Below are 22,108 nucleotides of genomic sequence, written 5' to 3' on the forward strand. Positions count from 1 at the left end.
AACCCCGGCCACTCACCCCAGCACCACCCGAGGGGCCCGGCACACACCGGGCCCCTCGGCCTTTGACCACCGATGCCGCCGACACGGCACCGGCTTCACATAGATGCGACGAGGGGCCCGGCACGCGCCGGGCCCCTCGGTTTTTCCGGTTCGTCTCCTCTGCTCTTCCGGCTCGCCCCGGCCGCCACCCCGCCGTCCGGTGAAGGCGCCGACGGTCGATCAGTCCGCTTGCGAGAGAAGGCTTCTGCGACTGTCGATGTGAGGTCTCAGGACATGCTTGACCTCTCAGTCTCAGGACATGGTTGACATCGTTAGCTCGACTGAGTGTCCTTGCCGCGGACGTAGAGCCGGGTGATGGGTGTGAGGTCTTTGCGCGGTTTGATGGCAATCTCCTCCTCGCCGTGCAGGATCCGGAAGTGGGTGTCTTCGATGACGACAGTGACGAGCTTGCCCGCGTGACGCGGGCCGAGTTTGATCGCTTGTCTGGCAATCATGATTCGCCCGCTGGCGTGAACGCGCCGCTGCGCACGGATCGATCCCGCGGGCAGCGGAGGCGGCGGCAGCGGGGTTGCCGCTGTTCGTGCTCCGGGTAGACCAGCCAGGTGATCGGGACTGACCGGGCAAGGCCAGGTGCCGACCAAGGCGCCGTCGGCGATGGCGTGCATGAGGTGACCGTCCAGCCGCATCGTGACCGAGCGCCCAGCCAGCGCGAAGGCGACCTGGCACTTGGTGCCGGCGATCTGGACGTGGCCATCGCGATGCACTTTGCGCTCGACCTCAACGGCCTGACCCGCGGCCACCACCAGGCGGCCGTTGAGGCGCGGCAACGCCGCCGGGGCGGGTTCGGCTCCGCCCGGCCGGGCACCGCGCATGACCAGATAAGCCAGGTCCTCGGGCAGCAGTCGTGAGGCGACGGTGCGCACCCGGTGCCCGTCCAGCAGCAAGTGGATGCTGCGCAGATCGGCCCAGAAGGTCAAGGTCCGGCCGGCCAAGCCCTGGTTCACCCCGACGCGCTGTTTGCCGGGCAGCAGGGTGATCTGCCCGCTGGGCGGGACACGGACGTCGAACTCCACCGCCCCGGCGGGCAAGAACGCAGATGCTGGTTCGACCACGTCGATCCTCACCGGCGGTGAGGACATCGGCTCCTGGTGAGGTTGAGCGGATCCGGACGGCACGGCGTCGTCACGGGTGGGGCCGTGAGGCCGGAACACGCTGGCCGGGGTGGCCATGTTCAGCGCCTGGTGCGGCCGGGCGTGGTTATAGGTGTGCACCCAGGCGTCGATGGCTTCCTGGGCCGCGGCCATGGATTCGAACGGGGCCACGTGATCCAGCAACTCCTGGCGCAGGGTCTTGTGGAACCGTTCGATCTTGCCGGTCGTGGTCGGTGAGCGGGGCTTGGTCAGCCGCTGGGTGATGCCGTTCTCCCGGCACACCCGCTCAAAGAGCACCTCGACGGGCTGCGGGCGGATGTGCCGGCCGGTGAACTGCTTGCCGTTGTCGCTGAGCACTTCAAACGGGACGCCGTAGCGGCGCATCGCCGCGGTGAACGCCGCACACACCGCTCGCCCGGACGGGACGGCCACCACCGCGGCGATCACTATGAAGCGGGAGTGGTCGTCGATGCCGGTGACCATCTTGCATTCCCGGCCGTCGGCCAGTGGCACCCCGCCGACCAGGTCGAGCTGCCACAGGTGCATCGGCGCCTCGCGCTGCCAGCGCCGATAGGTGCGCTTGTGTTCTTGCTGCTGAGCCACGACGAGCCCATTACGGGCCAGCACCCGGTGCACCGTTGCCCGGCCGGGCACCCGTTCCAGCTCACAGGCGCCGAGCTCATGCGCGATCCGCTGAGCACCCCAGCGCGGATGCCGGCGCCGCATGTCACAGATCAGCGCCTCGACCTCGGCCGGCAGCCGGGTCGGACTGGTGCGGGGCCGCCGTGAACGATCGGCCAGCCCGGGCATGCCCTCTTGCTGAAAGCGCTGCCGCCAGGTGTGCACCGACTGACGGGAGGTCCCATACCGGGCTGCGACTTCCCCGATCGGCGAGCCCGCCAGCACCTCGCGTACCGCGCGATAGCGGTACTCAACCAACGCCTGCTCGTCCACGCTCGCCACCCGTGTGGAGATCGTCCTGACCGTCTTCTTGGCGAGCATGATGCCGTGCAGTCGTCAAGCATGTCCCGAGAACGACTGGTTAAGCATGTCCCGAGACCTCACATCGACACTCCACCGGCCCAGGGGTTTCGGAGGTCTGCACCAGGCCTCGGGTCTTCACGGGTCCGGCCGTTCGGGTGAGCCTCGGTCGCTCGGGTGGGCTTCGCCGGCCCGGGGGATTCGGGGGGTTCGTTTCCCAGGGAGCGCTGGGCTCGGGCGCGCTCTGGCCGGCTCCCGGCCTCAGCCCCGGGCCTCCCAGGGGTTCTACCGTGTGGAGTTCTGCCGTGTGGGCAGGGCCTTCCCGCATCCATGCTCCACGTGAGCTCATGCTCGCGCTCCATGTGGCTTCTCGGGTCCACGGTTTCAGAAGGGCCCCAGCAGGCTACAAGTCATCGCTGGCACTCTTCTCGGCATGGCTGACCCACAGCATGTCCTCGTTCCGATTCTCAGGGCAGGCACCTCTACACGGCATTCATGGGCAGGCGCCTCGGCGCCTGGGTCGTCGATCTGATCGCCCTCTTCGTCATCATGCTTCTTGTCGCGTTGCTCTACACGAGATTCACATACGCGACAGGTCCGGGTGCCGGCCCTCATCTGCTGGATGATCTCATCCTGCGGCTCATCGGTATCGTCATCGTGGTGCTCTACGAGCCCGTGATGACCGGTCTGTACGGTGGGACGTTCGGCAAGATCGTCGTAGGGATCAGAGTCGTCCACGTGGACACCGGCGAGCCGGTCATGATGGGCGCGTCCTTCGTCCGGTACATCTGCATCGTGGTCATCGGTTTCGTCACCTCGCTCCTCCCGCAGGCCGCCGGGAGCATTCTCTGGCTCCTCTGGGCGTTGTCGGCTTTCTTCGACCGCAGCGGTTATCGTCAGGCGTGGCACGACAAGGTGGCGAAGACCTGGGTCGTCGATCGCTGACGAGGTCCTGTCTCTCTGCTCTCTCTGCGATGACCTCCTGTTCCTCTGCCCGGCCGCTGTTCCGGACGGTCGGTGGGGGAGGGAGCCCGCCGCGGAAAATCCTTTCGGGAGCCTGGGGCTTTCGGGAGCCTCGGGAGGGCCTTTCCCGGAAACGTTCCGCCGATCGGCGGCGGATTCAAGGAGCCTGTCCCCTCATGGATACTCACGCGCTGCGAGGTCTGTGTTCTTTCAGCTTTATAGGCCAGTCCGGAACCTGCCGGAGAGGTCAGTAGGCTGGGAACGTGGATTACCGAGCGGTTGAACAAGCGATCATGGAACGCGGCGTCGAGTGGAACTTCGATCCCAGCCTCGACCGTATCGCCGCGCTTATGGACGTGCTCGGTTCCCCGCAGCACTCCTACCCCGTCGTCCACGTCGCCGGCACCAACGGCAAGTCGAGCACGACGCGGATGATCGAATCTCTCCTGAGAGAGCGCAACCTGCGCGTGGGCCGGTTCACCAGCCCGCATCTCGTCTCCATGCGGGAGCGCATCTGCGTGGACGGCATGCCGCTCAGTGAGGAGCGCTTCGTCGAGGTCTACGAGGACATCGCGCCGTACCTGCAGATGATCGACGCCCAGGGGCGGAGGCTTTCCTTCTTCGAGACTCTCACCGCGATGGCCTTCGCCGCTTTCGCCGACGCCCCCGTGGACGTCGCGGTCATCGAGACGGGCATGGGCGGCAGTTTCGACGCCACCAACGTCGCGGACGGCACCGTGGCCGTCATCACCCCGATCTCTCTCGATCACGTCGACTACCTCGGCCCCGACGTCGAGACGATCGCCGGTGAGAAGGCGGGCATCATCAAGCCCGGGGCGACCGCCGTGTTCGCCCAGCAGGAGCTTTCCGCCGCGACGGTGCTGATGCACAGGGCGAGTGAGGTCGGTGCCACCGTGGCGCGGGAGGGGCTGGAGTTCGGCGTGCTGGGCCGCGAGCTCGCCATCGGCGGGCAGATGCTCCGGCTCAAGGGGCTCAAGGGAACCTACGAGGACGTCATGCTCCCGCTGTACGGGGCCCACCAGGCGAGTAACGCCGCTTGCGCGCTGGCCGCGGTGGAGGCGCTCACCGCCGGGGACGACCCTCTCGGCGACGAGGTGGTGCAGCAGGGGTTCCTGCAGGTGCGTTCGCCGGGCAGGTTGGAGGTCGTGCGGCGGGGTCCCACGGTGCTCGTGGACGCCGCACACAACCCCGGGGGCGTGCAGGCCACCCTGGAAGCGGTCCGGGAGTCGTTCGACTTCGCCAACCTCATCGGCGTGGTGGCCGTCTTCGGTGACAAGGATGTCCAGAGCATCCTGGAACTGATGGAACCGATGATGGACGAGATCGTGGTGACTCGGAACTCCTCACCCAGGTCCATGGACGTGGACGACCTCGCCGCGCTGGCCGAGGAGATCTTCGGCCCCGACCGGGTCCATCAGGTCGAACGGCTGGACAACGCGATCGATCTGGCGATCGGCCTTGCCGACGCCATGGGGGAGTTCAGCGGAACCGGGGTGCTGATCACCGGTTCGGTGGTCACCGCCGGCGACGCGCGGTTGCTGCTCAGGGCGGACGAGGCGCGGTGAGCGGCGCGGTGGGCGTTGCGCACGCTGGAGGGCCGGCGAGTGCCGCGTACGCGGGACGGCCCGTGAACGCGGTGTGTACGGGACGACGGAGGAGAGGCGAGAGATGATCACGGTCACCCCGGGCATGAGACGCCTGTGCGCCAGCGTGCTCGGCATGGAGGCGATAGTCGTCGGTCTCATGACGCCGGTGGCCATCAACACGCAGGGTATCCAACCCGCCGTCGCGGCCACCGTCGGTCTCGGCCTGGCGCTCCTCTGCGTGGTGGTCATCGGCCTGCTCAAGCACCCTGTGGCGTACATCGTGGGGAGTGTGGTCCAGGTGCTGGCCATCGCCTCGGGGGTCATGGTCCCGACCATGTTCTTCCTCGGAGCGATCTTCGCCGCGCTGTGGATCACGGCGATATTCGTCGCTCGCCGTGTCGAGGGCGTGACTTCTCGCTAAAGTCGGCCAACATGGCCGTCCCTCCCATCCAGCCGACCCGGGCGGTGGCAGCCGGGCCCGCGGGCCTGGTCCGCGTACTCCGCGCCACCCTGCTGCCCGACGTCGTCCTAGGACTGCTCGTCGCGATCGCGCTGCCGCTGGCGATCGTCGCCATTCCCAACACCATCTCCGTGGTCGCGGCCCTCCTGCCGCCCGGCGTCTCGCAGATCGAGATGATCCGGGCCCACGGGCTGGCGCTTCCCGCGATGGTCCTGACCGTGCCCGTGGCCGCCGTGGCCGTGCGCCGGACGAGGCCCGGGCTTCTCGTGGTCGCCGGGCTGGCTCTGGTCGCCGTCGCCGACGCCGCCGGGGGGTACGCCGGCACCACGGCCGTGGTGGGGGCTCTGAGAGCCCTGCACGGAGTGGGCGCGGGCCTGCTGGTCCCGGCCACCCTGATGGCGGTCTGGGGGCGCTCCCAGGCTCTCAGGGCGGTGTGGGCGGCCGCGCTGGCGGTGAGCCTGGTGGCGGCCCAGGCGCTCGCTCTGTGGCCGCTCGACGAGGCCGAATCCTGGCGGGTCACCCTCCAGCCGTACCCGATGCTGACCGGTGTGGCGCTCGTGCTGGCCGCGCTCCACCTCATGTTCTGGCTGAAAGAGGGGGAGAGACCCGGTCCGGCCCCGGCGGCGGGAGGGCACCGACGCCCCCTGCTGGCGGCCGTGCCCGCGGCCGGCATCGCCGCCCTCGCGCTGGGCAGCACGTTCGACTGGCCGGTGGACCGGGTGGTCATCGCGGCGCTGGTGTCGGTCCTGGCGCTGCTGGGACTGGCCTCCGTGGGTACCCCGGGGGGTGTCGCCGGTCGTGCGCCCGCCTACGTGATGCTCGGGGTGGGGGTGGTGCTCCTGCCGACCTGCGCTCAGGTCACCTACGTCGAACTCGGTGGGCTGGGAGGCCCCGGCCTGTCGGGGCTGTGGCCCGCCTTCACGATTGCCGGGGCGGCGGGCCTGGCTGCCGCCGTGCTGTCCATCCGGCTGCGCGACGTCGCCGCACCCCTGCTCGCCGCGGGCGGCCTGGTGGCCATGGTGGCCGGTCTGTGCGCGGTCCGGCTGTTCCTCCCCGCTCCCGGCGGGCCGATCCTGATCCTGCCGTTCGTGCTGCTCGCGACGGGCGCTTCGGTGGCGCTCACCGCCGGGCTGCGCTCGCGGGGGGAGGGGGCGGCGCTGTTCGCCCTGTCGTTGCTCTTCCCCGCGGTGCTGGCGGGGTTCCTGCTGGGCAGCGGCGTCCAGGTCGCCCGTTTGAAGGAGGCGAAGACCCCGCAGGCCCTGGTCGACGGGTTCGTGGACGCCCTGCACCTGTGGACGCTGGTCGGAGGCGGCCTGCTGCTTCTGGTGATCGTGCTCGGCGCGATCCTCGCCCGTGTCCCGCCCGGCACCGCGACGGGCGAGGTGGGCGCGATGGACGACGAGACGGCCGCGTCAGGCCCCGGCCTGGAGGCCGCTGACATCCGGGCCACCGGCATGCGGGCCTCCGATACGGGGGCGGCGGGCGTGGTAGGGCAGGGCGGCTCCGTGGCGGGTGCGGCAGGGTGGGCCGGTCCCGTGGCGGGTGCGGTGGGCGGGGCCGGGGTGGTACCGGTCGTGCCGGGCCTCGCTCCCGAGGCGGTGGTGCCCGCGGAGAGCAGGGGCACGTATCCGCGGCCTGAGCAGGAGCCGCCCGGGGAGCCCGTACGGGAGCCGGACCCCGACCAGGAGAAGACCGCGGTGCCGCCGGTGGTGGTGCCGCCGCCCACCCCGTCACCGGAGGACAGTCCGCGGAACGGCCCCGCCCGTCCGTGACGTGACCTCGCCGACCGCGGGGAATCGCGCGAGGGACGGTAAACTTCGCGCGTTTACCGCAGTCCGCGACCTATTCCTGTTCGAAGGAGAACTCCAGTGTCCGAGCGCACCCTTGTCCTGATCAAGCCCGACGGTGTCGCGCGTGGCCTCATCGGCGACGTCATCGCCCGTGTCGAGCGCAAGGGCCTGAAGGTCGCGGCGTTGGAGCTGCGCACCCTGGACGTCGACACCGCCAAGGCGCACTACGCCGAGCACTCCGAGCGGCCGTTCTTCGGCGAGCTGGTGGAGTTCATCACCTCCGGCCCGCTGGTCGCGATGGTGCTGGAGGGCCCCCGGGCCATCGAGGCCTTCCGCGCCCTGGCCGGTCTCACCGACCCGGTGAAGTCCGCCCCCGGCACCATCCGCGGTGACCACGCGCTGGAGATCGGCGCGAACGTGGTCCACGGCTCCGACTCGCCCGAGTCCGCCGCCAGGGAGATCAAGATCTTCTTCCCGGACCGCTTCTAGGCACCGGGCGTCCCTTTCTCTCCAGGCCCTGTCGTCCTCTGGGACGGCGGGGCCTGACGCGTTCGGCCTGACCCAAGATTTTGCTGGGGTAGGACTGCTCATTGCGCTCAAGGGTGGGTGCGTCACGTTACGATTCGAGTGCGTTCCGTAGTTTTCGCCGACGACCCGACGGAAGGAGGGCAGCCTTCCTCATGGGCAGCAATCTTGCTTTTCTCGGCCGTGACATGGCAGTCGACCTCGGCACCGCCAACACGTTGGTCTATGTGAGAGGCCGGGGGATCGTGCTCAACGAGCCGTCCGTCGTCGCGATCAACACCACGACCGGGAAGATCGTGGCCGTTGGCATCGAGGCCAAGCGGATGATCGGCCGTACTCCCGGCAACATCGTGGCGATCCGCCCGCTCAAGGACGGCGTGATCGCCGACTTCGACGTCACCGAGCGCATGCTGCGCTACTTCATTCAGAGGGTGCACAAGCGCCGTCACTTCGCCAAGCCACGCATCATCATCGCGGTGCCGAGCGGGATCACCGGGGTCGAGCAGCGTGCGGTGAAGGAGGCCGGATACCAGGCCGGCGCCCGCCGGGTCTACATCATCGAGGAGCCCATGGCCGCGGCGATCGGCGCGGGACTGCCCGTGCACGAACCCACGGGCAACATGGTGGTCGACATCGGCGGCGGCACCACCGAGGTGGCGATCATCTCGATGGGAGGCGTGGTCACCAGCCAGTCGATCAGGGTGGGGGGCGACGAGCTCGACCAGGCGATCATCACCTTCGCCAAGAAGGAGTACTCCCTCATGCTCGGTGAGCGGACAGCCGAGGAGATCAAGATGGCGATCGGCTCCGCCTGCCCGCTGCCCGAGGAGAGCCACGCCGAGATCCGGGGCCGTGACCTGGTCAGCGGCCTGCCCAAGACGATCGTCGTGTCGGCCGGCGAGGTCCGCAAGGCCATCGAGGAGCCGCTCAACTCGATCGTCGACGCGGTCAAGACCACACTCGACAAGTGTCCACCCGAGCTGTCCGGAGATCTGATGGACCGGGGGATCGCGCTCACCGGCGGCGGAGCGATCCTGAAGGGCATGGACGAGCGGCTCAAGAACGAGACGGGCATGCCGATCCATCTCGTCGACAACGCGCTCGACTCCGTCGCGCTCGGCTCGGGCAAGTGCGTCGAGGACTTCGACGCCCTTCAGCAGGTTCTTGTCCCCGAACCGCGGCACTGATGAAGGACACACGCCGGTCACGGATCAACCTGGGGCTGCTGCTCGCCGCCGCGCTGATCCTTGTGACCGTCGACCACCGCGCCGGGGCGGGCTCCCCGCTGGACCCGCTCCGGGGGGCGGGCAGCACCCTGTTCGGTGCCGTGGAGGGCGCGGGGGCGGGGATCGTCCGGCCGGTCAGCGAGTTCTTCGAGACGATGGCCGATGCCCCCGCGGCCCGGCGGCGGGTGGAGGAACTGCGTGCCGAGAACCAGCGGCTCAGGCGAGACCTGGCGGCGCAGCGCCTCGACCGCAGGCGCTCCGACGAGCTGCGCCGGCTGCTCGGTACGGCGGGGAGCAGCGGATACGCGATCGTGACCGCCCAGGTGATCGCCCGGCGGGGCACGCCCGGGTTCGAGGAGGCCGTCGAGCTCGACGTGGGCCGTGCCGACGGGGTCCGTCCGGAGATGACCGTGCTGAACGCCGACGGCCTGGTCGGGCGGGTGATCCAGGCGGGGCCGGCCACCTCGACCGTGGTCCTGCTCAGCGACCCGGCCTCGGCTGCCGGAGCCCGGCTGGAAGGCAGCAATGAGATCGGTGTGGTGCACGGCGTGGGGGAGAACGGGCGCGTGGTCCGCTTCCGGCTGCTCGACTCGACCGCGCCGATCACCCCAGGCCATCGGATCGTGAGCTTCGGCTCCCAGCGCGGGGTCCCGTACGTGGCGGGGGTGCCGATCGGGGTGGTCGAGCGGGTGGAGGCCACGCCGGGCGAACTGACCCGGATCGCCTACGCGCGGCCGTACGCCGACCTCACCGCGCTCGACGTGGTCGGCGTGGTGGTGCGGGCGCCCCGCCGCGATCCGCGCGACGCGGTGTCCCCCTCCGAACCGCGTGAGACGAAGAAGCCCTCCGCCGGGCGAGAGGGGGCGTGACGGGTGGTGCGCGGTGTGCTGTTCGCGGTGATGCTCCTGCTCGTCATGGTCGTCCAGGTGACGGTCGTCAACCGGCTGCCGCTGCCCGGGGAGGCCGCGCCGGACCTGCTCCTGCTCGCCGTGGTGGGTTACGCGCTGGCCCGCGGCGCCGCGGCGGGGGCCGCGATGGGGTTCGCCGCCGGGCTCCTCAGTGACGTGCTGCCGCCGGTGGCGCACCTGCTCGGGCAGAACGCGTTCGTGCTGTGCCTCATCGGCTTCGTCGCCGGGCGGGCGGTCGAGAGCCACCCGGGCGCCGGGCCGCTCGCGTCGCTGGGCTGCGCGGTCGCGGGTCCGGTGATCGCCGCGGCGGCCGGTGCCCTGCTGAACGACGCGAGGGTCGACCTGGCCACGCTCACCACGGTGCTGCCGCAGGCGGCGCTCTACAACCTGCTCGCGGCGCCGCCCGTGGTGTGGGCGGCGCGCAGGATCGCCGGGGGCCCCGGGATACGACCCGTCCACCACCGTTCCACCGCCTGGCGCGGAGTCGTGCATGAGCGAGGCATGTGGTGAGGGGTTCACGGGGCGTGGCGGTCGAGGACGGTGCGGCGCGTGAGGAGGGGCGGGCATGAGCCGGATGCGGGGGCGGCTGGTCGTGCTGCAGGTGCTGGTGGTCTCGTTGATGACGCTGCTCGCCGTGCGGCTCTGGCAGGTGCAGGTGGTGCGCGGCCCGGAGTACGTGGCGGCCGCGACCGAGACGCGCACCCGCGACGTGGTCGTCCCCGCGGTGCGCGGGCAGATCCTCGACTCCGCCGGGCGGCCGCTGGTGCGCAACCGGACCACGCTGGTCGTCTCGGTCGACCGCACGCGCCTGAACCGCATGGCGGGCAACGGCCGGGCGGTGCTCGACCGGCTGGCCGCGGTGCTCGGCCACCGGCCCGCCGAGTTGCGCGAGCGGATCAGGGCGTGCGGACCGGGTGTCCCCCGGCCGTGCTGGCCCGGCTCGCCCTATCAGCCGATTCCCATCGACGACGACGTCACCACCCGCGAGGCCCTGCAGATCCTGGAGCGGCAGGAGGAGTTCCCCGGGGTGACGGCCGAGGTGCAGGCCGTCCGGGAGTACCCGGGGAACAGCGCGGGCGCGCAGGCGCTGGGTTACCTGCAGCCGATCACGCAGGACGAGCTGGAGAAACGCGACGGTCTGCGGGCGGCGTTCTCCGGGGTGGACCTGGTCGGCAGGGACGGCCTGGAGTCGGTCTACGACGTGCCGTTGCGCGGGACGCCGGGGATGCGCCGGGTGCAGGTCGACCGGCTCGGCAAGGTCATCGGGGTGGAGCGGCACGTGCCGCCGGTGCCCGGTGACACGCTCATCACCAGCATCGACGCCAAGGTGCAGGCCGCGGCGGAGAAGGCGCTGGCCGAGGCCATGAAGAGCGCGCCCAAGGCCGACGGTGCGGCGGCGGTGGTGCTGGACGCCAGGACCAGCCGGGTCATCGCGCTGGCCAGCGCGCCGACGTACGACCCGGCGGTCTGGACCGGGGGCATCTCCGAGGCGCAGTACCAGCGACTGCTGTCCGGCAAGTCGGGTAAACCGCTGGTGTCCCGGGCCATCAAGGGCGAGTTCGCGCCTGGTTCGACGTTCAAGGTGTCGTCGGTGGCGGCGATGCTCCGGGACGGATACCCGCTGCACGGCCGCTACTCCTGCCCGGGGTCCTTCATGGTGGGCGACCGGCCGTTCAACAACTTCCGCGGCATCGGGCTGGGCACGCTCACCCTGCACACGGCGCTGGTGAAGTCCTGCGACACGATCTTCTACCGGGCGGCCTACGAGCAGTGGCTGCGCGACGGCGGGCTCCATCCCAAGGGCAGGACGAAGGAGCCGATGGCGGCCATGGCGCGGGCCTTCGGGTTCGGCCGGCCGACGGGCGTCGACCTGCCGGGTGAGTCTCCCGGGCGCATCCCCGACCGCGCGTGGAAGAAGCAGCTGTGGTCCGTCACCAAGGACGGGAACTGCAGGCGGGCCAAGACGGGCTATCCCGAGGTGGCCAGGAGCGATCCCGGCAGGGCGGCCTTCCTCAAGCGGCTGGCGTACGAGAACTGCCTGGAGGGCTACCAGTGGCGGCCGGGTGACGCGGCCAACTTCTCCATCGGGCAGGGCGACGTGCTGGTGACGCCGTTGCAGCTCGCGGCGGCCTACGCCGCGCTGGTCAGCGACGGCAAGCTGCGCAGCCCCCGGCTGGGCTGGGCGCTGGTGCGCCCCGACGGGACCAAGGTCAAGGAGATCGAGGTGCCGGTGGTGGGCAGGTTGCCGCTCTCCGCCGAGGAACGGGCCTACATCAAGGGGGCGTTGAGCGAGGTCGCCTCCGACGGCACCGCGGCCGGCGCGTTCTCCGGGTTCCCCATGGACGAGGTCAAGGTCGGCGGCAAGACCGGCACCGCCGAGGTCTACGGCAAGGCCGACACCTCGTGGTTCGCCTCGTTCGCTCCGACGGACAAGCCGCGGTTCGTGATCGTGGCCATGGTGTCCCAGGGCGGCATGGGCGGCCAGACCGCGGCCCCCGCGGTGCGGAAGATCTACGAGGCCATCTACGGCTTCACACCCGACGGGAAGCGGACCACCCCGATCCTGCCCGGCGGACGCCCGGCGGCCGAGCCTCCGGTGATCGAGCGGGACGGGACGGTGGCGCGGTGACGGCGGCGCGGCCGGGGTTCTCCGCGGCGGGCCGCGGGAGGGAGGGGTGAACCGGGTGGCGGCAGCGCCGCCGAAGGCTTCGTTCGCGGGCAGGGCGGTGACGGTGCTGTCCGCGGTCGGCCGGATGGACGGTGTCATGCTGGTCGCGGTGGCCGCGCTCTCGGTGATCGGCGCCCTGCTGGTCTGGTCGTCGACGAGGACGTGGGCGTCCGGCTCCACCGGGCTCGTCAAGAAGCACATCCTCAACCTCGCCATCGGAGCCGTGCTGGCCGGGGTGGCGGCGACGGTGAACTACCGGACGCTGCGGGCGTACGCGCCGCTGGCGTACGGCCTCACGCTGGTCGGGCTGTTCCTGGTGATCACTCCGCTCGGCGAGACCGTGAACGGCGCGCACTCGTGGATCATGCTGGGGGGCGGTTTCGCGTTCCAGCCGTCGGAGTTCGCCAAACTCGGCCTGGTGCTGATGCTCGCGATGCTGCTGGCCCGGCCCGCCAAGGGCACCGACCGGCCGCGCGCTCCCGACGTCGGGATCGCGCTGGTGATAGCCGCCTTCACCATGGGGCTGGTGATGCTCCAGCCGGACCTGGGCACCACGATGGTCATCGGGGTGATCACGGTCGGCGCGCTCGTCGTCGCCGGGGTCCGCAAGCGCTGGATCGCGGCGCTCTTCCTCGCCGTGATCGGCGGGGCGGTGGCCGTCTGGTTCATGGACGTGCTGGAGCCGTACCAGATCGCCCGGTTCACCGCTTTCCTGAACCCGGCCAGTGACCCGCGCGGCGCCGGTTACAACAGCACCCAGGCGCTGATCGCGGTCGGGTCCGGGCAGGTGTTCGGCAAGGGACTGTTCGAGGGCGGCCAGACCACCGGCCGGTTCGTGCCCGAGCAGCACACCGACTTCATCTTCACGGTCGTGGGGGAGGAGTTCGGTTTCCTCGGCTCGGTCACCGTGGTGGCTCTGCTCGGCACCATCCTGGTGCGGGGGACGCGGATCGCCCGCGAGTGCGACGACCGGTTCGGCACGCTGGCGGCCGGGACGATCGTGTGCTGGCTGGCCTTCCAGGCGTTCATCAACATCGGGATGACGGTCGGGATCATGCCGATCACCGGGCTTCCCCTGCCGTTCGTCTCCTATGGCGGTACGGCGACATTCGCCAATATGATCGCCATCGGGCTGCTGCAGGCGATCCACATGCGCGAAAAGCGGTTCTAGGCGGCGACATGAGAGCGGCCCGCATGTTCCGGGGGCCCGGATTCTCACTGGCATCGCGTTCGTCAAGCGAACATTCTGGGAACGAAGACGGAACTCGCGATGACGGAGGAGCCGTGATCTCAGAGCTCGCCGAGAGGCAACGCGCACTCGAACTGCTGCGGACCGCGTTCCCCGATTACCGAATCGTGTTCAGCAAGGGCCGTTGGGCCGCGGTGTCGGCGGGTAGCCCGCCGGTCGTGTGGTTCGCCGAGACCGCCAGCAGCCTGTGCGGGCAGCTCTTCCAGGCGCAGCTCCGCAACGGCGGGACGGTGGGGCCCTTCGGAGGTGGGCGTTCATGAGGCGGTGGCTCACCGGGCCCGGTGACGGGTTCTCAGGTCCACCCGGCGCGGGACGGCGCACTAGCGTTGGGGTGTCCCCCTTCACCGGTGTCCCGGAGAGCCGATGACTCAGATCTCCCGCGGCGGAGACCGCGCCGCGCTCGCCTGCGCGACGATCATCCGTAACCGCACCCTGGCCGCCGTCTCCGGGCCGCCGTCCGCGGCCGTCATCCAGCAGATGGTCGACGAGATCCACGCCTGCTGCCCCCAGCAGACCCGGTTCAAGTGCCACAGGCTCGCCCATGGGTGGACCGTGGAGGAGGCCATCGAGAACTTCCACGGCATGTGCGACCGCGAGGGCGTCAAGCGGCGCGGGCTGACCGAGCGCTCGTGGCGGGAGTGGGAGGCGGGCGCGCGGCCCGACCGCGACTACACGGACCTGCTGTGCAGGCTCTTCCGGACCGGGCCGGTCCAGCTCGGCTTCGCCAACGACTACACCCCGGAGGAACTGCGCGCGGTGCCGTCCGCGCCGCCGGCCCTCGACATGATCATGATCGCGGCCGACGAGGCGGGTGCGCACGCCGAGCAGGCGGAGGCCAGCGAGCTGGGCACGGGAGCGTTGGAGCGGCTGCGCACCCAGGTGATCTGGCTCGGCAGGCGTTACGTCTCCGAGGCGCCGCTGCCGCTGTTCGTGGAGATGCGCGAGCTGCAGGAGCGCACCCGCAGGGCGCTGGACAAGCGCATCCACCCAGGCCAGGCCCGGGAGCTTTACTTCCTCACCGGGGCGCTGTGCGGGCTGATGGCCAACGTCAGCATGGACATGGACCGCCGGATCCCCGCCGACACGCTCGCGCGGGCCGCGTGGACGTACGGCAAGATCGCCGGGCACCCGTCGCTGATGGGGTGGGCGCGTGGCATGCAGGCGTCGGTGGCGCTGTGGGACCGCCGCTACGGTGACGCCGCGCGCTACGCCGAGGAGGGTCTGGCCTGTGTCCGCGCGGGATCGGGCGCCACCCGCCTGCACATGCTCAGGGCACGTTCGTACGCGCTGCTCGGCCGGCACGTGGAGGCCTGCGAGGCGCTGCGGCAGGCGTCCGACGCGCGCTCGGCCGCGACCGACGAGCTGCACGACGAGATCGCCGGGGAGTTCGCGTTCCGCCCGGCCAAGGAGCACTACTACGCGGCGGTCACCCACCTGCACCTGGGCGACTCCGCGGCCGCGATCGAGGCGGCGCGCGGGTCGCTCGCCCTGTACGCCTCCGGGGAGCCGGAGAACCGGTCCTACGGGTGCGAGTCGATGGCCAGCGCCCACCTGACGATCGCCCACCTCATGGAAGGCGACACCTCGGGCGCGGAGGAGGCCATGGCGCCGATCCTCGCGCTCCCCCCCGATCGGCGTATCAGCAGCCTGGGGACGACCCTCAGCACCGGCCGCGCCCTGCTCTCCGCCCGGCCGGGAGGAGAGCAGATGGCACGGCAGATCGAGAGTTTCTGCGCCGTGGGCCTGCCGCAGCAGGCCCGGCGCGCGATTTCGGACAGGAGTGGATCATGACGACTGCCGCTGCAGACGGGAGCGGACGATGACGATTGCGGCCGAGGCGGAGGGATCGCTCCTCACCCGGGCGTGCGTGGCGCTCGGCGACGCGTGCCGGCAGGTCGGGCTCGACCTCACCGGCGCCGTGATGATGCGCAACTTCGCCAACACCGTCTACCACCTGCCGGCCGAACGGGCGGTGGTGCGGTTGGCGGAGGCGACCGCGCCCGGCAGGTACGACCGCCTGGTGACCTCGGTCCGCGTCACCCGGTGGCTGGCCGAACAGGGCTTCCCCGCGATCCGTCCGCTGCCCGTCAAGCAGCCGGTCGCCGCCGAGGGGTTCCTGGCGACGTTCTGGCGCCACGAGGAGCACATCGGGCCGCCGCCGGACCCGGCGCAGCTCGGGCCGTTGCTGCGCCGGTTGCACGACCTGCCGCCGGTCCCGTTCGAGTTGCCGACCCACGACCCGTTCGGCGGGGTGCGCCGGGCGATCGACGCGAGCGTCGTGCTGGACGACGGCGACCGCGCCTGGCTGCTCGACCGCTGCGAGACGCTGGCCGAGACCTACTACGAGCGGGTGGAGTTCGTCCTGCCGTACGGGCTGGTCCACGGTGACGCCCACCGCGGCAACATGATCCGCACACTCGGCGGGTTCGTGCTGTGCGACTGGGACGGGGTGTGCGCCGGGCCGAGGGAGATCGATCTGATCCCGACGCTACAGGGTGTCAGGTTCGGGCTCACCGAGCGGCAGCGGGCCAACTTCATCGAGGCGTACGGGTACGACGCGACGACGTGGGCGGGATACCCGGTGCTGCGCGACATGCGTGAGCTGCAGACTCTCACCGCCGTGCTGCGTAACGCGCACCGTGACCGCGCGGCCCACGACGAACTGCGGCACCGGCTGGACTCGCTGCGAGCGGGCGACGACCGACTGTGGCACCCGTTCTAGCCGGATATTCTTGACAGCATGTCTGTCGAGTCGCTGTTTCCCCGCCTGGAGCCGCTCCTGCCCAGAGTGCAGAAGCCCATCCAGTATGTCGGAGGTGAGCTCAACTCGACCGTCAAGGACTGGGACGAGGCCACGGTCCGCTGGGCGCTGATGTATCCGGACGCCTATGAGGTGGGCCTGCCCAACCAGGGCGTCCAGATTCTCTACGAGATCCTCAACGAGCTGCCCGAGACGCTGGCCGAGCGGACCTACGCGGTCTGGCCCGACCTGGAGGCGCTCATGAGGTCCGAGGGTGTGCCCCAGTTCACGGTCGACGCGCATCGGCCCGTACGGGCGTTCGACGTGTTCGGGATCTCCTTCGCGACCGAGCTCGGATACACCAACATGCTGACCGCGCTGGATCTGGCGGGCATCCCGCTGGTGGCGGCCGACCGCGGTGACGACGACCCGATCGTCCTCGCCGGCGGTCACGCGGCGTTCAATCCCGAGCCGATCGCGGACTTCCTCGACGCCGCGGTGCTGGGCGACGGCGAGCAGATCGCCATCGCGATCACCGAGGTCATCCGCGAGTGGAAGTCCGAGGGTTCGCCCGGCGGGCGCGACGAGCTGCTGATGCGGCTGGCCGAGTCCGGCGGGGTCTACGTGCCCAAGTTCTACGACGTCGACTACCACCCCGACGGCCGCATCCGGCGGGTCGCGCCCAACCGGTCGGGCGTGCCGTGGCGGATCCACAAGCACACGGTCATGGACCTGGACGAGTGGCCCTACCCGAAGAAGCCGCTGGTGCCGCTGGCCGAGACCGTGCACGAGCGGTTCAGCGTGGAGATCTTCCGCGGCTGCACCCGCGGCTGCCGGTTCTGCCAGGCCGGCATGATCACGCGTCCGGTCCGCGAGCGTTCGATCACCACGATCGGTGACATGGTCGACGCGGGCGTCAGGGCGTCCGGCTTCAACGAGGTCGGCCTGCTCTCGCTCTCGTCGGCCGACCACTCCGAGATCGGCGACATCGCCAAGGGCCTGGCCGACCGCTACGAGGGCACCAACACCTCGCTCTCGCTGCCCTCGACCCGGGTCGACGCCTTCAACATCGACCTGGCCAACGAGTTCTCCCGCAACGGCCGCCGCTCGGGCCTGACGTTCGCCCCGGAGGGCGGCTCCGAGCGGATGCGCAAGGTGATCAACAAGATGGTCACCGAGGAAGATCTCATCAGGACGGTCACCACGGCCTACACCCAGGGCTGGCGGCAGGTGAAGCTCTACTTCATGTGCGGCCTGCCCACCGAGGAGGACGTCGACGTCCTGGGCATCGCCGACCTGGCCAGGAAGGTCATCCAGGCGGGCCGCGAGGCCACGGGGTCGCGCGACGTCCGCTGCACGGTCTCCATCGGCGGGTTCGTGCCCAAGCCGCACACCCCGTTCCAGTGGGCGGCCCAGGCCGACCACGAGACCGTCGACCGCCGGCTCAAGGCGTTGAAGGACGCCCTGCGCGGTGACAGGGAGTACGGCCGCGCCATCGGCCTGCGCTACCACGACGGCAAGCCCTCGATCGTGGAGGGCCTGCTCTCCCGGGGCGACCGCCGGGTGGGCGGGGTCATCCGCGCGGTGTGGGAGGACGGCGGCCGGTTCGACGGCTGGAGCGAGCACTTCTCCTACCAGCGCTGGATGGACGCCGCGGCCAAGGCCGGCGTCGACATCGACTGGTACACCACGCGCGAGCGCGAGGAGAACGAGGTCCTGCCCTGGGACCACCTCGACGCGGGTCTCGACCGCGAGTGGCTCTGGCAGGACTGGCAGGACGCGATCAACGACGTCGAGGTCGAAGACTGCCGCTGGACCCCGTGTTACGACTGCGGTGTCTGCCCCACGATGGGGACCGAGATCCAGATCGGGCCGACGGGGAAGAAGCTGCTGCCACTGACGGTTGTCTGAGATGGGCGGCGCGTGAGCGCCACCCTCCTTGAAACGACGACCACGACTTGGGAAGGACGACACCACCCTGAAACCCGCTCCCGACGGGCCGCCGCCCGCGCCCGCGGTGCAACGTCTCCGCGTGCGCTACACCAAGCGAGGCCGCCTGCGTTTCACCAGCCACCGAGACATCTCCCGAGCCGTCGAACGCGCGCTCCGGCGAGCCGACGTCCCGGTGGCCTTCAGCGCGGGCTTCTCGCCCCACCCGAAGATCTCCTACGTGGGAGCGGCCGCCCCCACCGGGGTCGCCAGCGAGGCCGAGTACCTTGAGATCAGCGTGACGCGCGAGTGCGAGCCGGACCAGGTCCGGGCCGCCCTGGACGCCTCACTGCCGGTCGGCCTCGACGTGCTCGACGTCGTCGAGGCGGGCACCGGGAGCCTGGCCGATCGCCTGGAGTGCTCGGCGTGGGAGCTGCGGCTGCCGGGAGCCGGCCCCGCCCTCGCCGGGGCGGCGGTCGAGAGGTTTCTCGCCGCCGATCGCGTCGAGGTGGAGCGGCTCACGAAGAAGGGAATGCGCCGCTTCGACGCGCGTGAGGCGGTGCTGAGCCTCGCGGTATTTGAGGGAACTGAGACAACAGCAGGTCAGGCGTCCAGTCAGCCATGTGTCATACTTCGCATGGTTGTACGGCACGCAACGCCTGCCGTTCGACCCGACGACGTTCTTGCTGGAATGCGTCTTGTGGCTGACTTCGCGCCGCCGGTGCCCCCCGAGGTGACCAGGCTGGCGCAGGGCCCGCTCGACGCGCACACCGGCGAGCCCGCCGACCCGCTCGACCTTGACCGCGACATCACGCGCGGCGGCGAGGCGGAACCGGCGGGCAGGCACGTCGGCGGCGACCTATAGGACTTGGCGCCGGGCCCGCGGCCTGGCGGACAGTGAGAGACGAGAGCTCCTGTGCGGCGCGGAGACGCGCCCGGGAGCTGACGGGAGAGCGCCCGCATGCTCGACAACGAGCCCAACGCCGGGGCCAACGGTCCTGGCGAGGATAACCGAACAGAACAGACACGGCCCGCCCCTCGCCGCAGGTCGGCGAGCAGGCCTGCCGGGCCACCGCCGGAGGAGCCCGAGTCCGAGAGCACGGTGATCACTGTGCCGGCCTTCGCCGCGACCGCCGAGCAGGCCGCCGCCGAGCCGGCGCCTTCCGCGCCCGGGACAGCCGTGATCTCCGAGCCGGCCGTGGAGTCCATCGCGGACGTCGCCGCGCCCGTGGCGGAGTCCGTCACGGAGGTTCCGGCGCCGGTCGCCGAGGCCGCCGCGGAGGCGGTCGCCGAGGCGGCGCCCGCGCCGGCCAAGCGCACCCGCGCCCGCAAGGCGGCCGCCGCGGACGGTACGACCACCACCACCCGGCGTACCCGCGCGAGGAAGACGGCCGCCGCCGGGCCGCCTCCCGCATCCGGCGCCGACGCGGCCCCCGAGCAGGCCGCCGTGCCCGTGGCGGAGCCCGTTACGGAGGTTCCGGCGCCGGTCGCCGAGGCCGCCGCGGCGGCGGTCGCCGAGGCGGCGCCCGCGCCGGCCAAGCGCACCCGCGCCCGCAAGGCGGCCGCGCCGGAGGTTCCGGCCGAGCCCGCCCCGGAGCCGGTCCCCGGCGATGCGGTCGAGGCCGAGGCGGAGCAGGCGGCGGACGACCTGCTGCTCGCCCTGCCCGCCGACGAGCCGCTGGACGACGAGCCCGCCGGTGAGGACATCATCGAGGAGCGGCGGCCCGGCCTCTTCTCCGACCCCTTCGGGTTCTCCGCCCGGGAACGGTCCGAGGTGCCTGTGGTGACCTTCCAGGCGCCCGCCGCGGTCTTCCAGCCGCTGTTCCAGGCTCCCGACCAGAACCTGGCCGAGCCGCCGGCCGCGCGCCCCGCGCCGGTCCAGGCGCCCGCGCCCGAGCCGGAGCCGGTGGAGGCCGAGGCCGCTGAGGAGCCCGAGGACGACGAACGCGGCGGCGACGACGAGGCCGGCGGCAGCCGGCGCCGCCGCCGCAGGGGCGGCCGCGGCCGTGGCAAGGCGCGCGACACCGAAGAGGCCGAGGAGACCGAGGAAGAGCCGGCGGAGGAGGAGGCCCCGGAGCCCGAGCAGGAGGAGCCGGTCGAGGCCGGCGGCTCCCGCCGGCGGCGCCGTCGGCGGCGCAGGGGCGTGGACGACCTCGTCGAGGCCCAGGACGACCCGCCGAACACGGTGGTCCGCATCCGCGCGCCCCGCGCCGGTCGCAGCACCTCGGTCGACGAGGTGCAGAGCGTGCGCGGCTCGACCCGTCTGGAGGCCAAGAAGCAGCGCCGCCGGGAGGGCCGCGAGCTGGGCCGCAGGCGGCCGCCGATCATCACCGAGTCGGAGTTCCTGGCGCGCCGCGAGTCCGTCGAGCGCATGATGGTGGTCCGTCGCACCGGTGGCCGCACCCAGATCGCGGTGCTGGAGGACGGCGTCCTCGTCGAGCACTACGTCAACCGCGAGGCGAGCCAGTCGTACGTGGGCAACGTCTACCTCGGCAAGGTGCAGAACGTGCTGCCGAGCATGGAGGCCGCGTTCATCGACATCGGCAAGGGCCGCAACGCCGTCCTGTACGCCGGCGAGGTCAACTTCGACACCGCCGGGCTGGAGGGCCAGCCCAAGCGGATCGAGGTGGCGCTGAAGTCGGGGCAGTCGGTGCTGGTGCAGGTCACCAAGGACCCGATGGGTCACAAGGGTGCCCGTCTCACCTCGCAGATCAGCCTGCCCGGACGTTACCTGGTCTATGTGCCGGACGGTTCGATGACGGGCATCAGCCGCAAGCTCCCCGACAAGGAGCGCACCCGTCTCAAGGGCATCCTGAAGAAGGTCATGCCGGAGAACGCGGGCGTCATCGTCCGCACGGCCGCCGAGGGCGCGTCGGAGGAGGAGCTCGACCGCGACGTGGCGAGGCTCTCGGCCCAGTGGGAGAACATCCAGCGCAAGGCCAAGTCGGCCAGCGCGCCCGAGCTGCTCTCCTCGGAGCCGGACCTGACCATCCGGGTGGTCCGCGACGTGTTCAACGAGGACTTCTCCTCCCTGGTCGTCTCGGGTGACGAGGCGTGGGAGATGATCGACGAGTACGTCCGCTACGTCGCCCCGCACCTTGCCGACCGCCTCACCAGGTGGGAGGAGGACGGTGACGTCTTCGCCGCCTACCGGATCGACGAGCAGATCGCCAAGGCGATGGAGCGCAAGGTCTGGCTGCCCAGCGGCGGCTCGCTGGTGATCGACCGCACCGAGGCGATGACCGTGGTCGACGTCAACACCGGCAAGTTCACCGGCCAGGGCGGGAACCTGGAGGAGACCGTCACCCGCAACAACCTGGAGGCGGCCGAGGAGATCGTCCGTCAGCTCAGGCTGCGCGACATCGGTGGCATCATCGTCATCGACTTCATCGACATGGTGCTGGAGAACAACCGGGACCTGGTGCTGCGGCGGCTGCTGGAGTGCCTGGCCCGTGACCGGACCAAGCACCAGGTCGCCGAGGTCACCTCGCTCGGCCTGGTCCAGATGACGCGGAAGAGGGTCGGGCAGGGCCTGCTGGAGGCCTTCTCCACCGTCTGCGAGTGCTGCAACGGCCGCGGTCTGCACGTATCGACCGAGCCGGTCGAGGGCAAGCCCGAGCCGCGCGGCACCCAGGGCAAGATGGCCGTGGAGAAGGCCGTCGCGGAGAAGCTCGCCAAGGAGGCCGAGAAGGCCGCCAAGGAGGGCGGTCAGGCTGTCGCGGCCGGAGACCAGTCCGGACGTGATACGGTGACAGATGCGCTTGACGACGTCCAGGGTGAGGAGTCGCAGGCCGCACAGGCTTCCGGCCGGGGGCGGAGACGCTCCCGCAAGGCCAAGCCGGTCGAGTAGACCGGCGCCCTGACGTTCCGTCCGGTTCGACCAGGACACCGTGAATCCGGTACCCTGGTGA

17 protein-coding genes are annotated in these 22,108 nt (G+C 70.8%); 16 read left to right on the plus strand and 1 reads right to left on the minus strand.

Annotated elements, in window-relative coordinates:
• Positions 1–311 precede the first annotated feature (311 nt).
• Positions 312–2,153 carry an IS481 family transposase gene (locus ABD841_RS36235; RefSeq protein ID WP_344981173.1) on the minus strand — a complete coding sequence of 614 codons (1,842 nt, stop codon included), beginning with the start codon at positions 2,151–2,153 and terminating at the stop codon, positions 312–314.
• Positions 2,154–2,627: 474 nt separating this feature from the next.
• On the opposite strand from ABD841_RS36235, the gene ABD841_RS36240 reads away from it, so the two are divergent.
• The 16 genes from ABD841_RS36240 (at position 2,628) to ABD841_RS36315 (ending at position 22,047) form a co-directional block, all read left to right on the plus strand.
• Entirely contained in the window at positions 2,628–3,077 is a 450-nt protein-coding gene (locus ABD841_RS36240; RefSeq protein WP_344981174.1) for an RDD family protein, read from the plus strand.
• A 311-nt stretch (positions 3,078–3,388) separates the two neighbouring features.
• Complete coding sequence (locus ABD841_RS36245; protein WP_344981216.1) at positions 3,389–4,681, plus strand: bifunctional folylpolyglutamate synthase/dihydrofolate synthase; 1,293 nt, start codon at positions 3,389–3,391, stop codon at positions 4,679–4,681.
• A gap of 103 nt (positions 4,682–4,784) precedes the next feature.
• Positions 4,785–5,123, plus strand: coding sequence for a DUF4233 domain-containing protein (locus ABD841_RS36250; protein WP_344981175.1), 339 nt, complete (start codon positions 4,785–4,787; stop codon positions 5,121–5,123).
• An 11-nt stretch (positions 5,124–5,134) separates the two neighbouring features.
• On the plus strand, positions 5,135–6,934 hold the full coding sequence (locus ABD841_RS36255) for a hypothetical protein (RefSeq protein WP_344981178.1): 1,800 nt from the start codon (positions 5,135–5,137) through the stop codon (positions 6,932–6,934).
• A 96-nt stretch (positions 6,935–7,030) separates the two neighbouring features.
• Entirely contained in the window at positions 7,031–7,441 is a 411-nt protein-coding gene (gene ndk / locus ABD841_RS36260; protein ID WP_344981180.1) for a nucleoside-diphosphate kinase, read from the plus strand.
• A 191-nt stretch (positions 7,442–7,632) separates the two neighbouring features.
• Positions 7,633–8,664 carry a rod shape-determining protein gene (locus ABD841_RS36265; RefSeq protein ID WP_344981181.1) on the plus strand — a complete coding sequence of 344 codons (1,032 nt, stop codon included), beginning with the start codon at positions 7,633–7,635 and terminating at the stop codon, positions 8,662–8,664.
• Positions 8,664–9,572: a rod shape-determining protein MreC gene (gene mreC, locus ABD841_RS36270; RefSeq protein ID WP_344981183.1), complete on the plus strand. Its 909-nt coding sequence runs from the start codon at positions 8,664–8,666 to the stop codon at positions 9,570–9,572. Before ABD841_RS36265 ends, mreC begins: the two co-directional genes overlap by 1 nt.
• A gap of 15 nt (positions 9,573–9,587) precedes the next feature.
• The gene (mreD, locus tag ABD841_RS36275; RefSeq protein WP_344981185.1) at positions 9,588–10,121 is read left to right on the plus strand and encodes a rod shape-determining protein MreD; all 534 of its coding nucleotides are present in this window, start codon (positions 9,588–9,590) and stop codon (positions 10,119–10,121) included.
• 55 nt (positions 10,122–10,176) lie between these two features.
• Positions 10,177–12,240, plus strand: a complete 2,064-nt coding sequence (gene mrdA / locus ABD841_RS36280; RefSeq protein WP_344981187.1) for a penicillin-binding protein 2 — start codon at positions 10,177–10,179, stop codon at positions 12,238–12,240.
• Between the two features lie 55 nt (positions 12,241–12,295).
• The gene (gene rodA / locus ABD841_RS36285; protein ID WP_344981189.1) at positions 12,296–13,450 is read left to right on the plus strand and encodes a rod shape-determining protein RodA; all 1,155 of its coding nucleotides are present in this window, start codon (positions 12,296–12,298) and stop codon (positions 13,448–13,450) included.
• Between the two features lie 113 nt (positions 13,451–13,563).
• Complete coding sequence (locus ABD841_RS36290; protein ID WP_344981191.1) at positions 13,564–13,788, plus strand: hypothetical protein; 225 nt, start codon at positions 13,564–13,566, stop codon at positions 13,786–13,788.
• A 103-nt stretch (positions 13,789–13,891) separates the two neighbouring features.
• Positions 13,892–15,319 (plus strand): NsdA family TPR-like regulatory protein, encoded by a 1,428-nt coding sequence (locus tag ABD841_RS36295; RefSeq protein WP_344981193.1) that lies wholly within the window; start codon positions 13,892–13,894, stop codon positions 15,317–15,319.
• A 28-nt stretch (positions 15,320–15,347) separates the two neighbouring features.
• Positions 15,348–16,250 (plus strand): phosphotransferase family protein, encoded by a 903-nt coding sequence (locus ABD841_RS36300; RefSeq protein ID WP_344981195.1) that lies wholly within the window; start codon positions 15,348–15,350, stop codon positions 16,248–16,250.
• A gap of 18 nt (positions 16,251–16,268) precedes the next feature.
• A complete protein-coding gene (locus ABD841_RS36305) occupies positions 16,269–18,179 on the plus strand; it encodes a TIGR03960 family B12-binding radical SAM protein (protein ID WP_344981197.1) in 1,911 nt (636 codons plus the stop codon).
• Positions 18,180–18,300: 121 nt separating this feature from the next.
• Complete coding sequence (locus tag ABD841_RS36310; RefSeq protein WP_425582101.1) at positions 18,301–19,062, plus strand: TIGR03936 family radical SAM-associated protein; 762 nt, start codon at positions 18,301–18,303, stop codon at positions 19,060–19,062.
• 96 nt (positions 19,063–19,158) lie between these two features.
• The gene (locus tag ABD841_RS36315) at positions 19,159–22,047 is read left to right on the plus strand and encodes an Rne/Rng family ribonuclease (protein ID WP_344981200.1); all 2,889 of its coding nucleotides are present in this window, start codon (positions 19,159–19,161) and stop codon (positions 22,045–22,047) included.
• Positions 22,048–22,108: the final 61 nt, after the last annotated feature.

It is taken from the genome of Streptosporangium fragile, assembly GCF_039534445.1.
Taxonomy (GTDB): Bacteria; Actinomycetota; Actinomycetes; order Streptosporangiales; family Streptosporangiaceae; genus Streptosporangium; species Streptosporangium fragile.